The following is a 14477-nucleotide window of genomic DNA, read 5'->3' as shown; positions in this document are numbered from 1 at the left end:
TGCCGGAGGTGAAGCCGGGGCGCCTTGGAACGACGGGAATCGAGGCGGCGTGCGTAGTATTCCGGCGGACCCGTGTGCGTGTGGAGAGGAACCACTGTTGACCGAGACGAACACCGGAGTGCACGTCGGTGCGGACACCGGCGGCGTACGGATGCTGCGGGTGGAGCACGACGACCCCCGTGTGGCGGGGCTGCTCGCCGGGCTCCTGGAGGAGTACACGGAACGCTACGGGGCCGAGGGCGCCGCGCACGAGCTCAGCCGCTACCCGGTCACCGAGTTCGTCGCCCCGCACGGGTGCCTGGTGCTGGCCGAGCTGGCGGGCGAGGTCGTCGCCGGGGGTGCCCTGCGCCCCTACCGCGCGGACCGCGCCCAGGAGCCGGACACCGTCGAGTTCAAGCGGATCTGGACCTCCGCGCGGCACCGGCGCCGGGGGTTGGGACGCCTGATCATGACCGCCCTGGAGGGTGCCGCTCGTGACCTCGGATACGGCAGGGTCATCCTGTTCACCGGACCCTCCCAGCCCGAGGCGGTCGCCCTGTACGAGCGGATCGGCTACCGCTGGGTTGATCCGGCCACCGTCGAGGACCTGCCCTACCCGAAGGCGATCCCCTTCGCGCACGATCTGCGGGACTGAACGGGCGCTGGGGGCTGAACGGGCGTTATGCGGACCGCTATATCCCTGGCACGGGCGAGGACATGCACCGCCCCGTACGATGGAACACACCGGCCGCCACCAGCGGTCACCGGTACAACCCACCTTTCGACGAACTCGATGAGGAGAGTCACGACGTGAGCGAGCAGCGGCGCCCAGAGGCCGAGACGAACGCCCCCGTGTTCAGTCCACGTAAGAACGGTCAGTCGCAGTCGGTCTCCGACGAGCTCGCCGCGTGGATGCGCACCGGGTGGGCCGACACCGAACTGCGCGACCTGGAGCCCATCGAGCAGGCCCAGCACACCGCCCGCCGCCGCGCGGCGCTCAGCGGCGCCTTCCCCGGCGACCGCCTGGTGGTCCCCGCCGGCCAGCTCGTGACCCGGTCCAACGACACCGAGTACCCTTTCCGCGCCGCCACCAATTACGCGTACCTCACCGGTGACACCACCGACGGCAACTGCCTGGTGTTCACCCCGAGGGCCGGCGGCGGCCACGACGTGGTCCTTTACCTCAAGCCGCGCTCCAGCCGCGACAACGGCGAGTTCTGGCTCGGCAGCTACGGCGAGCTGTGGACCGGCCGCCGCAACAGCCTTGGCGAGGCCGCCGACCTGCTGGGCGTGCCCACCGCCGACGTCCGCGGCCTTCAGGAGGCCCTGCGCGCGGACGCCGTCCAGACCCGTATCGTGCGCGGCCACGACGCCGAACTCGACGCCCTGGTCGACGAGCTGCGCGCGGATACCGACGACGAGGCCCGCGCCAAGTCCGCCCAGCTGGACCAGGACCTGGGCGTCACCCTGGCCGACCACCGCCTGGTCAAGGACGAGTGGGAGGTCGCGCAGCTGCAGCTGGCCGTCGACGCCACCGTGCGCGGCTTCGGCGACGTCGCCAAGGCCCTGCCGCAGGCCCAGGACACCTCCGAGCGGTTCGTCGAGGGCACGTTCTTCCTGCGCGCCCGTGTGGAGGGCAACGACGTCGGCTACGGCACCATCGCCGCCTCCGGCGCCAACGCCACCACCCTGCACTGGACCCGCAACGACGGTCCGGTCCGCGAGGGCGACCTGCTGCTGCTGGACGCCGGCGTGGAGACCAACAGCCTCTACACTGCCGACATCACCCGCACCATGCCGATCTCCGGTACCTTCACGGACCTGCAGCGCAAGGTCTACGACCTGGTGTACAAGGCCCAGGAGGCCGGGATCGCCGCCGTGGCCCCGGGCCAGCCCTTCCGCGCCTTCCACCAGGCCTCCCAGCGGGTACTCGCCGAAGGCCTGATCGAGTGGGGTCTTCTGGAGGGCCCGGTCGACCGCGTGCTGGAGCTCGGACTGCAGCGCCGCTACACCCTGCACGGCACCGGCCACATGCTCGGCCTGGACGTGCACGACTGCGCGGTCGCCCGTCAGGAGGAGCACCTGTACGGCGACCTGAAGCCGGGCATGGTGCTCACCGTCGAGCCCGGACTGTACTTCCAGCCCGACGACCTGACCGTCCCCGAGGAGCTGCGCGGCATCGGCGTGCGCATCGAGGACGACGTCCTGGTCACCGAGGAGGGCCGCACCGTGATGTCGGCCGGTCTGCCGCGCTCGTCCGACGACATCGAGGCCTGGCTGGCCGAGCGCCTTCCGCGTTAACCGCCACCCCTGTTCTGAGGCGGGCCGTCTTCCCCCCCCGAGGTGGGTGGCGGCCCGCCTCTGTTCTCCCCGGGTTCCCGGAGCCTTTTCGCCCAGCTGTCGATTTCGTTGCCCGCGGATCGTCATCCTTGCGAACCACTCTCCGCAGTGGTCACGTGGAACAACCGGAACGAGGAGCCGTCATGCGTTACACGCTTCTGCTGCACAACGCCGAACCCGCCGAAGGGGAGGTCTCGGAGGAGGACTTCAAGGCCATGCAGGCTACCTTCGATGCCTACGGGAAGGCCCTGGCGTCCGCCGGTGTGCTGGTCGCCGCCGAGGTGCTGACCTCACCGCGGACCACCACGACCTTCACCCGCCGCGACGGAGGGCCGCGCATCCAGGACGGTCCGTTCGCCGACACCAAGGAGGCCCTGGCCGGGGTGTTCGTCATCGACGTTCCCGACCTCGACGCCGCCCTGGCTTGGGCCGAGAAGAACCCCGGCACCCAGTACGGGGTCGTGGAGATCCGCCCGGTGGCCACCTCCTTCGTCGACGGCGCATGGACCTGAGCGACGACCCCGGTGTGCGGGCCGCCCACGCGGCCCGCACCTCGCACGGGCGCCTGCTCGCCCTGCTGGCTGCACCCACCGGTGACATCCCCACCGCTGAGGACGCCCTCGCCGACGCCTACGAGCGGGCCCTGCTCGCTTGGCCGCGCGGCGGAGTCCCCGCCAACCCTGATGCCTGGCTGCTCACGGTGGCCCGCAACCGGATGCGCGACCACTGGAAGTCCGCGGCCGTACGCACCGGCGTGCCTCTGGACCCCGAACTCCACGCGCCCGCCATCCTGGAGACCCCCGACATCGACGCTGTCGGCGACCGGCGCCTCGAACTCATGCTGGCGTGCGCCCACCCAGCTATCGACCACACCGTGCGCACCCCGCTGATGCTCAACACCGTCCTGGGCCTGACCGCCGCGCGCATCGCTACCGCTTTCGCCCTGCCCACCCCCACCCTGGCCGCCCGCTTGGTCCGCGCCAAGAAGCGCATCAGGACCGCCGGCATCCCCTTTCGCATCCCCGAACGCGACGCACTGCCACCCCGCATCGACCACGTTCTGGAAGCCGTCTACGGAGCCCACGCCGTCGACTGGGAGATCGGGGGCACCGAACCGCGCACCGGACTTGCCGCCGAGGCCCTCGACCTGGCCGAGATCCTCGCCCGGCTGGCACCCGGCCACGCCGAGACCCACGGCCTGGCCGCCCTGATCGCCCTGTCTTCTGCCCGCGCACCGGCGCGGCTCGACAGGGAGGGCCGTCTGGTGCCGCTGTACGAACAGGACACCTCACGGTGGGACCGGGCACTCATCGAACGCGGCCGCGCCCACTTGCGCTCCGCACACAGCCTCGGCACCGTGGGCCGCTTCCAACTGGAAGCCGCTGCCCACGCGGTGCACTGCGCCCGCGCCGACACCGGCACCGTCGCCTGGGACCGTTTGCGCGAGCTCTACCGGCACCTGCACCGCCTGGCCCCGACCCTGGGGGCGGTGACCGCGCTGGCGGCCGTGACCGCCGAGACCGACGGCCCCGCCGCAGGGCTGGCCGTGCTCGACGAGCTCGCACCACGGGAAGCCGACCGCGCGGCGCGCTTCGCCCCCGCCTGGGCGGTCCGTGCCCACCTGCTGTGCAGGCTGGGACACCCGGAAGAGGCGCGCACCGCCTACGAGCGGGCGATCTCCCTGACCACCGACCCGGCCGCCCGCGCCCACCTGGCAGCAGAGCTATCGGAACTGCGGTAACCGGACACCGCGTCACCGGAAACGTACGAAGGACCGCAGCGGGGGTTCGTGGTCGTGCGCCTCCACGAACCCGAGGCTCTCGTAGAAGGCCCGCTGCCGGGTGTCGCCATCGGTGAGGACCACCCGCTGGCGCACCGCCCCGTAAGCCGCGAAGAGCTCCGTCAACAGCCGTCCGCCCAGACCTCCCCGCTGCTCTCGGGGATGGACCAGCACGTCCTGGAGGTAGACGACGGTCGCGCCGTCCGAGATCGACCGGGCCAGCCCCACCAGCCGTCCGTCCCGGCGCGCGGCCACCATCCGGTGCGAACCGGCCAACGAACGCATCAACACCTCGGGCGCCTCGGTGTAGGCGGTCCACCCGACCGAGCCGTACAGCTCCACCACCTCCGCCTGACCCAGTTCCCCAGCTGTGCTCACCGACACCTGCACATGCTCCACGCCCGCTCCTCCTTCCGCTCGCCTCCGACAGTCCGGAGTCTGCCAGGTACACGCGTAGCCCGTTCACCCCCGGCACTAGGGTTTCTCCGGTATTTCCACCTACGAGTGGAGGCACCTCGCTCCCTGGTTGCCTTGGCGGTCTCGGATACGGTTCTGAGCAGCCGATCCACGCGCGCGTGCCGCGCCCCCGGCTTGTCCATCGGGGAGACGGCTTGTCTGGTCACCCGATAACGTCGGGGTGGCGTAGAAGGACCCAGGGAGAACGGGGGAGGGCTACTCGTGCGCGCGGAACGGCTGTGGCGCAGGAGCTTGCGGTTTCCCCGCCTCTTCCTGGCGGACCGGACCGTCCTGGTGCACGGCGACGTCGACCCGAGCCCGGACCCGAGGAAATCGCGCTATGAGGCCCGGGCCTTCGACACCAGGTCGCTGCGGCCCCTGGGCACGGCCTTCGAAGCGCAGGGTCCGGTGAACCTGGCCCGGTCGCCGGAGGTCGAGGACTGGCCGAGCACCGTCCTGGTGCAGGCCTCACGGCGTTCGGTCAGTGTGCGCGACCCGCGTACGGGGAGCCCCGTCCTGGAGACCGATCTCGCGAACCCCGGTGAGCGGTGGCCCGACGACGTGGCCCTGCGGGTGCTGGACAAGGAAGCGGTCGTCTTCCTGTTCGGCGAGGACGGCGTCGGCGGTACCCGCTGGTGGGCGGTGGACCCGCACACCGGTGCGACCGTGCCCGACGTGGCGGTCTCCAGTGACGGGCACGAGCCGGGGGGCGAGCGCCTGTCTTTCGCGGGGGAGTACCTGGTCGCTCCCGGCCGGGACCCGGGGTTCGATCCGGTGATCCTCGCCGACTACGAACACCCCCGAGAGCGGGTGTACCGACTGGACGACGGCGAGTACCTGGGCGAGGTAGAGAGCCATGCTGACTCCGAGACCGTGGCGGCTGTGGTCGGGGGCCGTCCCCTGCTCGCGGTGGCCGGGCGTATCCACTCGCTGCCCGACCTGGACCTGGTCGCCGAGCTCGGGGGGCCGCGCACCCTCACCTCCCTGGCCGAGTGGGACGGCGAGGCGGTCGCGGTCTACCAGCAGGAGGACGCCCGCCCCGACGGTCTGGGCGGCTGGTACCTGGACCGGCTGCGGGTGTGCCGACTGGACCGGCCCGGGCAGCCCGTGACGGAGGTCCGCGGCACCTGGCCGGGCGAGCTGGAGGACCTGGTGGCCGCCCCCGACGGGGTGATCGTGCTGGCCACCACCGAGGGCGTCCACGCCCTGCACGCGGATGCCTGAGTCAGGCGGTCAGCCACCCGCCGAGCAGCAGGGCACCCACTACTGCCGCCACCGCGACGGCCGCGGTCACCAGCACCGTCGGCCAGGTGGCACGAATCGTCGGCAGCCGCCACACCAGGTACACGCCCAGAAGCAGTAACAGGGGAGCGGTCACCACGCCCGGCATGAGGGTGCGGGACAGGGCGCTCATCGCCAGGTGGCTCACGGCGTTGACGATGAGCACGAAGGCGAAGCAGACCAGGACCTCCGAACTCCACGCGGGCCGGGCCGACAGCGCCACCACGGCCAGAATCAGCGCGGCACCGGTCAGTACGGCCACCGCAATCCCGTTGCCGACCTGGTCGCCGTGCACCGACGCGATCCAGGCGGGCGCGTGCGCGTCGGCCCAAGCCGGCAGGTCGCGCAGGTACTCCTCGGCGTTGTGCAGGGCGAACACCGCGACGGTGAGCCACCACAGACCGGCCAGGGGCCGCTGCGGGACCGCGGGTTGTTCCGGTGCGGGCATGGTGTCCTTTCCCGCCCTACGCGGGGCGGTTCTCCTCGATCCATTCGTCGATGGTCTCGAACCAGTCGTACAGCCACTGCTCGCGCTCTCGGTACTCCCGGGGGATGCGCTCCGCGGGCACGTGCCACCCGTGCATGACGATCTGCTTGTCCATCGGCAGCTCGCGCCACACGTCGCCCACGGTCACCATCCGGTCCAGGCCCGTGTGGCCCACGAACACCACGTCCGCGTCCGGTGCGGCGTCCAGGGCGGCGAACAGCCCGCCGGACTGCGGCGCCATGACGTTGCGCATCCCGCTGGCCCGCCGGGCCAGCGCCGAGGAGCCGTCCTCCCGGAGCCGGTCGATCCGCTTGCGCCTGCGCTCCGGGGTGAAATTGCCGCCCTCGGGGAAGATCACGAACGCGTCGTCGCCGTCCAACCCCGCGGCCAGCTGGCCGACCTGCTCCCGAAGCCCCTCCTGCCGGGGGCCGCCCGCCTTCGTGAACGGCGCGGGAGCGATGAACCGGTTCGGCAGCCGGTTCAGCAGCACGTCGATCGCCGGGTCCCACTGCAGAGTGTCTTTCAGGGCGATCCGGGTCTCCCGCTGAGCACGGTTGATCAGCGTGTGGATGAGGATGAACGAGTCGCCCGCGCCGGCGTGCCGACAGGCCACGATCAGCGGGCGGCCGGGCGCGACCGGCTCCCCGAAGACGTCGGTCTCCGGCCCGTCCCCCACACCCCGGATCCGCAGCCGCAGCACCCAGCGGGCCTGCCGGAACAGCACCCGCAGGAAGAAGCCGGTCAGCGCGTAGTGCGCGCGCTGGAAACCGGGGGTGCGGATCCGCCAGCCGAACCCGGAGGCCAACCACAGCACGAACAGCGACACCAGCGCCGCCGCGTCCCACAGCAGGTAGAAGATGAACATCCACAGCACGCGGGGGATGCGCAACCGCCCCGGCACCATGGAGGCCAGCGCCAGCGCGATCAGGAGCCACAGCGGCATGGTGGAGAGCATCAGGAAGCCGAACACCACCACGGTCGGAGCCAAGAGCACCCGCCGGAGCCAGCGCGGCGGCAGGGGGATCACGACCGGACATTCGACAGGTAGTCGCAGGAGGCGCGGTAGGCCCGGTCGATCCGCTTCTGGACCGGGCCCATCCGCCGATACGAGGGCGGCCCCTTCTTCTTCGCCAGTGAACTCCCGGTGGGCAGCACGTGCAGTCGAACGCCCTCCGGCAGCGTCGCCAGGTCCCGCGCGTAGCGGTGGCGGCGGGCGATCTCGAAGGCCGCCCTCGCCGTCTCCACGGCGTTGGTCGGCACCGGGACCGGCTCCTCCACCCGTCCCACCTGCAACACGTACACGGTGCGCGCCCCTGCGTGAAGGGCACCCTCGATCGGGATGGAGTTGACGATTCCGCCGTCCAGGAAGTGCTCGCCGTCGATCGGAGTGGGCGGAAGCAGCCCGGGCACCGAGGTTGAGGCCATGACCGCCTCGACCAGGGGGCCGGTGCTGAACCAGTGCTCAGCGGCGCGTTCGATGTTGGCCGCGACCACCCTCAGCGGCACCGCCAGGTCCTCGAAGTGCGTGCTCGGCCCCAGCGCCGCTACGAGCAGGCGGCGCAGCCGTTCAGGAGAGTGCAGATGGGTCCGGGTGGTCACCAGGCGCAGGAGCTGGCGGCCGGCCGGATCCCCGTACACCGAGGTCGCGTCTTCCGAGGTCCACGTCCGGGTGAGCCGTTCCACCGACGCAGGTGTCGGGTCGGCCGCCAGCACCGCGCCGTTGATCGCGCCGACCGAGGCGCCCACCACCAGGTCCGGGGTGATCCCCGCTTCCAGGAGCGCCCGGATCATGCCGACCTCGACGGCGCCGCGCATACCGCCGCCGCCGAGGACGAAGGCCACCGGGCCCGCGTCACGGTGCCCGTTGGCCGGGCCCTCCGAGTAGTCCGTCACCGTTCCATTCTAGGAACGCCCGGCTCAGTCCTCGACGGTGTCCAGGACACGGAACTCCACACCCGCTCTGGGCAGGCGCCGGATGAGCGCCTCGCCCATGGCAACCGCGGTCGTCACCTGACCCGAGGTCGGCGGCAGGTCGTCCTGCATCAGGCACAGCGCCGACTCCGCGAGCATCCCCGCGGTCGCCGCGTAGCCCGGCTCGCCGCCGGAGACCAGGGTGTACACGCGGCGGCCGCCACCAGAACCCGAGAAGTGCACGGTGAACCAGCCCTCCGCGAGCTCCTCCTCGCTGGGCCCCTCACCCGGGGCACGCAGCGAGCGCAGCCGTTCGCGCAGCGGCGGCACCTGGGCCGCCGCCATGAGACCGGCCGCACCGCCGACCGCGCCCACCGCGCTGGCCAGCCGCAGGAAGGCGGCGTAGTGCCCGTACCTGAAGTCGGGCCCGTACCGCCCCAGCGCGGCCGCGGAGCGGACGACCACCTGCGGGTCCAGCGTGGGCAGCGGCGCGGTCCACCCGCGGGCCAGCCGGGTGCGGGGGCGACCTGAGCGGTCGATCCGGATCCGGCGCCCCTCGGGGACCCCCTCCAGGGCGCGCCGCTCCCGTGCGGCGGCCAGCATGCCGCCGGGATCGGCGAAGGCACCCAGCGCCGAGTGCAGGGTGCCCCCGGACGCGTTGGCCTTGGCCCGGACGAAACCCTCGACGTGCAGCGGCACCCCCTCGGGCAGCTGGCCGACGGTGAACAGCACCCCGAGGTCGTGGGGGACGGAGTCGAACCCGCAGGCGTGCACGATCCGCGCCCCGGTGCGCAGGGCGGTCGCGTGGTGCTGGACGTACATCCGGTCCACGAAGGCGGGCTCGCCGCACAGGTCCACGTAGTCGGTTCCCACGGCCGCGCAGGCCGCCACCACGGCCTCGCCGTACTCGCTGTAGGGGCCCACGGTGGTGGCGACCACCCGCGCGGACGCTGCCAGGTTCCGGATCGAAGCAGGATCGTCCGTGTCGGCCAGTAGCAGGTCCGGCAGCGGCCGGTCCGGGTCTATGTCGGCCAGCTCGGCACGCACCGCTTCCAGCTTTTCCCGGTTGCGCCCGGCCAGGGCCCAGCGCAGTTCGCGCGGTGCGTTCGTCGCCAGGTACTCGGCGGTCAGCGCGCCGGTGTACCCGGTCGCGCCGAACAGGACGATGTCGTGCCCGCGTTCCAAGATGGTCCAGCCTCTCTGTGTTATCCGTGCGCCGTGCCACAGTCTGGCAGGTGCGCACGGTGTCCCGTTTGGCCACCGGGTGTCCCCGGGTAAGGGGCCTCGGAACGGAATCCGAATCCGAGGGACAAAACATGACTGAGCTGGTCGACCTGCACGGCACGGCGATGGAGGAGTTCGACCGGAGGGTCGCCGGGGTGACCCTGACCGACTGGGCGCTTCCCACCCCTTGCGCCGAATGGGACGTGCACGACCTGGTCAACCACCTGACCGCTGAGCAGCTGTGGGTGCCGCACCTGCTGGCCGGGAGCCGGATCGAGGAGGTCGGGGACCGGTTCGACGGCGACAACCTGGGCGAGGAGCCGGCCGCCACCTGGACGGTCGCCTCCCGAGAGTCCCGCACTGCCTGGCTCGCCCCCTCCGCCCTGGAACAGACGGTGCACCTGTCCTTCGGTGACGTCCCTGGCCGCGAGTACCTGTGGCAGATGACCTTCGACCTGGCGGTCCACGCCTGGGACCTGGCCCGCGCCACCGGCGCCGACGAGCGCCTCGACGCCGCCCTCGTCGAGGAGCTCTACACCTGGGTCAAGCCGAACGAGAAAGAGCTGGCGGGCAGCGGTCTGTTCGCCGAGCCCGTGCCGGTGGGGAACGACGCGGACACCCAGACCAAGTTGCTGGCTCTGACCGGGCGGAAAGCCTAGAGGAAGGATGGTCGCAGGGAACGGTCCTCAGGGTCGTATCCCCCGACAACGAAAACGGGCCGTGCGGCCCCGCCCCGAGAAGGGGAGGCACGCACGGCCCGTCCGCATGATGGCGTCGCCCTAGCGGGAGAGGTGGCCCTCACCGGAAGCGGCGCCGACCGGCCCGTCGTCAGGATCGGCCTCGGGGGCCCCGACCGCGGAGCGCGGCGCGTGAGCGGTGACGATGCCCTGTTCGACGGCCATCTCACGGAGCAGGCGGGGCGCGCTCCACAGCGTCGGCGCCAGGATCAGACCCACCGGAACCGCGGTCACCACGATGAAGGACTGCAGGGCCTCGACCCCGTTGTCACCCACGGTCAGAAGCACTACGGCGGCGGAACCCATGCCCACGCACCAGAACGCCCGCACCCACCAGAACGGCTCGCCCGAGTGCATGCTGGAGGACGAGATCGAGTACGACATCGCGTCCATCGTGGCCGCGAAGAAGACCAGCGTCACGACCACCATGATCAGCGCCAGCACAGTGCTCAGCGGCAGGGCTTGGACGATCGACAGCGCTGCGGCGGGAAGGCCGTGTTCGGCGTAGGGCCCGGAGATCGCACCCGGGTCGCGCTGTTCCAGCCACAGGCCGCTGCCGCCCAGGGCGGTGAACCAGACGCCGGTGACGACGGCGGGCAGTACGGTCGCGCCCACGTAGATCTGCCGGACCGTGCGCCCCTTGGAGATGCGCGCGATGAAGATGGCCATGATGGGCGCGTAGCCGATGAACCAGCCGAAGAAGAAGACCGTCCAGTAGCCCAGCCACTCCTCATCGCCGCGGAACAGCGTCATGGGCACGAACTCACGCACGTGTACCGCGCTGGACTGCAGGAACAGGTCCACGACGTAGGGCAGCGAGGACAGGCCGACGATGCTCACGATCAGCACTAGCGCGGCCCAGACGTTGATCCGGCTGAGCAGCTGGATGCCGCGGTTGAGTCCGCTGAGCACCGAGATCGTCGCCACGGCGGTCAGGCCCACGATGACCGCGACCTGGGTGCCGAAGCCGGACCCCATCCCGAACATCTCACTGCCGATGTAGGACACCTGCAGGCCGAGGAAGCCGATCGGCCCGACGGTCCCGGCTACCACCGCGACCACACAGCTGATGTCGGCGACGGTACCGATCCAGTGGGTCCGGACCCGTTCGCCCATGACCGGCCACAGCAGGGTGCGGGGCCGCAGTGGCATGCCCTTCTCCACACCGCGCATCATCACCAGGGTGGCCAGCGAGCCGCCGATCGCCCAGGCCGGGAAACCCCAGTGGACGAAGCTCTGCGCGAGCGCGTACGAGGCTCCCTCCATGCCGCCCGAGAGGTCACCGTACTGCGGCGGCGGGTCCACGTAGTGCGCGATGGGTTCAGCGGCCGCCCAGAAGACACCGCCAGCGGCGAGCAGGGTCGTCAGGACCATGGCGACCCACCGGAACCAGCTGAACCCGGGGACCTCGTCGCCGCCCATGCGGACTCGGCCGTACCGAGAGAAGGCAAGGATGGTGGCGATGACCACGGTGGCCAGGAGCAGGATCTGCCAGAAGGCGCCGAACCAGTTGGCGGACCATGCGAACGCGGAGTCGACGGTCTCACCGACCCACTGCGGGGCCATCAGTGCTGCCAGGACGAACGCGACCAGGAGGCCGCAGGAGACCCCGACCACCCAAGGGTCGGGGCGGCGGCCGGTTGCGGGCACGCGTGTGCGCGCGGTGGAAGACATGAAGAAGAGGACTCTCCTCGATCGGGAATCGCCGACCGGGAAGGGAACGTCCGGTCGGCGTGCTGCGCGGCGCGCCGGAAGGCGGTTCGGAGACAGATGCGGGCGACGGCCACCGCGCCTATGCCGGAGCTGCGGGCGGTCCGTCGGGGAAGCCCCGTCGAACGCGGGGCGACCGAAAGAGTCTACGTGCGCTTTTCCTGGCTGGGGCGGGTCCGCGAGCGTGTGTCTCACCACCCAGGGATGTGTCCGCACGCTCCGTCGCCCACCGGGAGCCGAGATCGCATCGACTATCCTCTGCGGTGGAATTCAGACTGATGGTCGGGCCGCCTCGGCACGGACTTTTACGGCCACGGTCCGCCCGCTCACGGATGGGAACCATGACTGACCCGACCTCCGTCTCACCCGAGCAGCTCCGACACGTCGAGACCCCCGCCGGGCCGGTCGTCGGCAAGGTCCAGGACGGGGTCGTGCGGGTGCTCGGTGTCCCGTACGCCACGGCGGAGCGCTTCGCCCCGCCCGAGCCCGTGCCGCCGTTCACGGAACCGTTCCATGCCACCCGGCCCGCCCCGGCCTCGCCGCAGCTGACCTCGCATGTGGTGTCCGCCGCCGTGGACGGCGTCTCCGTCGGAGTCCACGACGAGGACTGCCAGCGGCTCTCGGTGACCCTGCCGGCGGACATGGCCGAGGACGAGCGGCTCCCGGTCATGGTGTGGATCCACGGCGGCTCCTATGTCACGGGCGCCGGTGACATGGAGATCTTCGACCCGACCCGGCTCGTCACGGAACAGCGCGTCATCGTCGTCTCGGTCACCTACCGGCTGGGTGTGCTCGGCTACCTCCGTGTCGGCGAGACCGTTCCGGCCAACCTTGGCCTGTTGGACCAGGTCGCGGCGCTGCGTTGGGTGCGCGCCAACATCGACGCCTTCGGGGGAGACCCCGAACAGGTCACCCTCTTCGGCCAATCGGCGGGCGGCGACGCGGTCGCGCACCTGTTGATCAGCCGGGGTACCGAGGGCCTCATCCGGCGCGCGATCATCCAGAGCGCGCCGCTGGGCATCGTGACCCGGCGCGCCCGTATGTCCGAGGCGATGGGCCGTGCCGTGGGAAGGCCGGACCCCGCCGCCCCCGCCAAAGAGATCGTCGCCCTGCAACGCCGGGCGAGCGAGGCCGCCAAACCGTTCGGGCTGCGCAGCGCGATGCCGTTCGGTACCCAGTACGGGCACGCGCCGCTGCCGCCCGAAGTCCACCGTGAACGGGCCTGGCGCGGCGTGGCTCCGAAGGTCGACGTGCTCATCGGCGCGACCAGCGAGGAGACCGGTCTCTTCGCCGAGTTCCTCTCGCCGGTCCAGAAGATCTCCGGGCTCCCGCTCGTGGGCCCCGCGCTCCGCCGGTTCCTGGTGTGGGCCACCACCTACCGCATCTACACCGGCCCCGCGAAGCGGTTCGTTCGGGGTTACCGGCAGGGCGGGGGCAGGGCCACCCGGTACACGGTTACTTGGAAACCTGAGGGCAGTCCCTTCGGGGCCGCGCACATCATCGACATCCCGCTCCTGCTCGGAAACCGGGGCGCCTGGGAACACACCAAGATCGTCGGCCGGAGTACCTGGGAGGACATCGACCGGCGCGGCCGCGCGGTGCGCCGCCTGTGGGCGGACTTCGCCCGGACCGGCTCCGTGGCCCCGGAAGTGGCCGGTGCGGCGTCCGACAGCGTGACCGTGCACCGCTCCTGAGGGCGCGGCCCGGGCCGCCCTTGGCACGGTGGTAGCTGGTTCATGGGTTCGGCGGTTTCTGGCCGCGGGTGCACAGGAACGGGAAGAACCAGATGCGCATCCGGGGGTCGAGCATGAGCTCGTGGAAGCGCCTCAGTTCGTCGCCGGTGAGACCCTTGGCGCGCAGCGGTGCGTCGATCTGGCTGAGGTAGACGCTGTATAGCAGGCACCCGGTCGAGCCTCCGTAGGCGGTACTCGTGTAGCCCATGGTGTCGACGTTGGTGAGCCCGGCCGCGATCATCTCGGAGTCGACACGGTGTCCCCAGGCGTAGTCCTGCCCGGCCGGTCGCGCGACCTGGTCGATACCGGTCGAGACGACCCGGTGGAACAGTTCCGCGTCGGTGGGTGAGGGGGCCGAGACCGGGTCCGTCGGCGGCCGGGTGAAGTCGCCGACGACGAGCCAGCCGCCGGGGGCGAGCGCGTCGACGAGCTCCGCGAGGATGTCGCGGCGGCGCTTGAGGTGCATCAGCAGCAGGCGGGTGTGGATGACGTCGAAGGGGCCGCTCTCCGGCAGGCCCTCGTTGACGTCGTGCCGGTGTACCCGCACCGGGTCGGGTGCGTGCAGGTGTGTGAGGTCGATGTCGACGGCGTGCACCTCGCCGCTGGGGCCGGTGCGCTCGGCGATCCAGCGCGCCATGGATCCGTTGCCCGAACCGAGGTCGAGGCAGCGCTGGCCCTCACGCGCGGCCACGGTCTCGATGAATCCCCCGCTCAGGCCGTCGAGCAGTGCCGAGAGGTGGGTGAGCTGCTTCTCTCCGAGGTCGGTGCCGGAGTCGAGCAGGTATTCGGTGGCCATCGGTTTCCCCCGTTGGTGGTCCGGTTCGGTGTCGGGACCATCG

Annotated in this window: 14 protein-coding genes; 7 read left to right on the top strand and 7 right to left on the bottom strand. The window is 71.2% G+C overall.

Annotation, left to right across the window (positions count from 1 at the left end):
* The first annotated feature begins 97 nt into the window (after positions 1-97).
* The 4 genes from ACYVD1_RS05865 (at position 98) to ACYVD1_RS05850 (ending at position 4060) form a co-directional block, all read left to right on the top strand.
* Positions 98-634: a GNAT family N-acetyltransferase gene (locus ACYVD1_RS05865; protein ID WP_460768848.1), complete on the top strand. Its 537-nt coding sequence runs from the start codon at positions 98-100 to the stop codon at positions 632-634.
* A gap of 155 nt (positions 635-789) precedes the next feature.
* The gene (locus ACYVD1_RS05860; protein ID WP_460768846.1) at positions 790-2280 is read left to right on the top strand and encodes an aminopeptidase P family protein; all 1491 of its coding nucleotides are present in this window, start codon (positions 790-792) and stop codon (positions 2278-2280) included.
* A 182-nt stretch (positions 2281-2462) separates the two neighbouring features.
* On the top strand, positions 2463-2831 hold the full coding sequence (locus tag ACYVD1_RS05855) for a YciI family protein (RefSeq protein ID WP_460768844.1): 369 nt from the start codon (positions 2463-2465) through the stop codon (positions 2829-2831).
* Entirely contained in the window at positions 2822-4060 is a 1239-nt protein-coding gene (locus ACYVD1_RS05850) for an RNA polymerase sigma factor (RefSeq protein ID WP_460768841.1), read from the top strand. The genes ACYVD1_RS05855 and ACYVD1_RS05850 overlap by 10 nt, the downstream gene beginning before the upstream one ends.
* A gap of 12 nt (positions 4061-4072) precedes the next feature.
* Here ACYVD1_RS05850 and ACYVD1_RS05845 read toward each other — a convergent pair whose 3' ends face one another.
* Positions 4073-4498, bottom strand: coding sequence for a GNAT family N-acetyltransferase (locus ACYVD1_RS05845; RefSeq protein WP_460768839.1), 426 nt, complete (start codon positions 4496-4498; stop codon positions 4073-4075).
* A gap of 279 nt (positions 4499-4777) precedes the next feature.
* Between ACYVD1_RS05845 and ACYVD1_RS05840 the strand changes: the two genes are divergently transcribed.
* Positions 4778-5779, top strand: coding sequence for a hypothetical protein (locus tag ACYVD1_RS05840; protein WP_460768834.1), 1002 nt, complete (start codon positions 4778-4780; stop codon positions 5777-5779).
* A 1-nt stretch (position 5780) separates the two neighbouring features.
* Here ACYVD1_RS05840 and ACYVD1_RS05835 read toward each other — a convergent pair whose 3' ends face one another.
* The 4 genes from ACYVD1_RS05835 to ACYVD1_RS05820 are packed head-to-tail and all read right to left on the bottom strand — an operon-like array spanning position 5781 to position 9419.
* The gene (locus ACYVD1_RS05835; RefSeq protein ID WP_460768831.1) at positions 5781-6284 is read right to left on the bottom strand and encodes an HXXEE domain-containing protein; all 504 of its coding nucleotides are present in this window, start codon (positions 6282-6284) and stop codon (positions 5781-5783) included.
* Positions 6285-6300: 16 nt separating this feature from the next.
* Positions 6301-7350 carry a 1-acyl-sn-glycerol-3-phosphate acyltransferase gene (locus ACYVD1_RS05830; RefSeq protein ID WP_460768828.1) on the bottom strand — a complete coding sequence of 350 codons (1050 nt, stop codon included), beginning with the start codon at positions 7348-7350 and terminating at the stop codon, positions 6301-6303.
* Complete coding sequence (locus tag ACYVD1_RS05825) at positions 7347-8216, bottom strand: patatin-like phospholipase family protein (RefSeq protein WP_460768825.1); 870 nt, start codon at positions 8214-8216, stop codon at positions 7347-7349. The genes ACYVD1_RS05830 and ACYVD1_RS05825 overlap by 4 nt, the downstream gene beginning before the upstream one ends.
* 24 nt (positions 8217-8240) lie before the next feature.
* The gene (locus ACYVD1_RS05820; protein ID WP_460768823.1) at positions 8241-9419 is read right to left on the bottom strand and encodes a saccharopine dehydrogenase family protein; all 1179 of its coding nucleotides are present in this window, start codon (positions 9417-9419) and stop codon (positions 8241-8243) included.
* Between the two features lie 131 nt (positions 9420-9550).
* Here ACYVD1_RS05820 and ACYVD1_RS05815 point away from each other — a divergent pair, with 131 nt between their 5' ends.
* Positions 9551-10117, top strand: coding sequence for a TIGR03086 family metal-binding protein (locus ACYVD1_RS05815; RefSeq protein ID WP_460768819.1), 567 nt, complete (start codon positions 9551-9553; stop codon positions 10115-10117).
* A 120-nt stretch (positions 10118-10237) separates the two neighbouring features.
* Here ACYVD1_RS05815 and ACYVD1_RS05810 read toward each other — a convergent pair whose 3' ends face one another.
* Positions 10238-11869 (bottom strand): BCCT family transporter, encoded by a 1632-nt coding sequence (locus tag ACYVD1_RS05810; RefSeq protein WP_460768813.1) that lies wholly within the window; start codon positions 11867-11869, stop codon positions 10238-10240.
* 377 nt (positions 11870-12246) lie between these two features.
* Between ACYVD1_RS05810 and ACYVD1_RS05805 the strand changes: the two genes are divergently transcribed.
* On the top strand, positions 12247-13599 hold the full coding sequence (locus ACYVD1_RS05805; RefSeq protein WP_460768811.1) for a carboxylesterase family protein: 1353 nt from the start codon (positions 12247-12249) through the stop codon (positions 13597-13599).
* A 40-nt stretch (positions 13600-13639) separates the two neighbouring features.
* Here the strand turns inward: ACYVD1_RS05805 and ACYVD1_RS05800 are convergent, their stop codons facing one another.
* Entirely contained in the window at positions 13640-14434 is a 795-nt protein-coding gene (locus ACYVD1_RS05800) for a class I SAM-dependent methyltransferase (RefSeq protein WP_460768807.1), read from the bottom strand.
* Positions 14435-14477 lie beyond the last annotated feature (43 nt).

Source organism: Nocardiopsis nanhaiensis, assembly GCF_054778635.1.
This window is presented reverse-complemented; position numbering and strand designations above follow the sequence as displayed.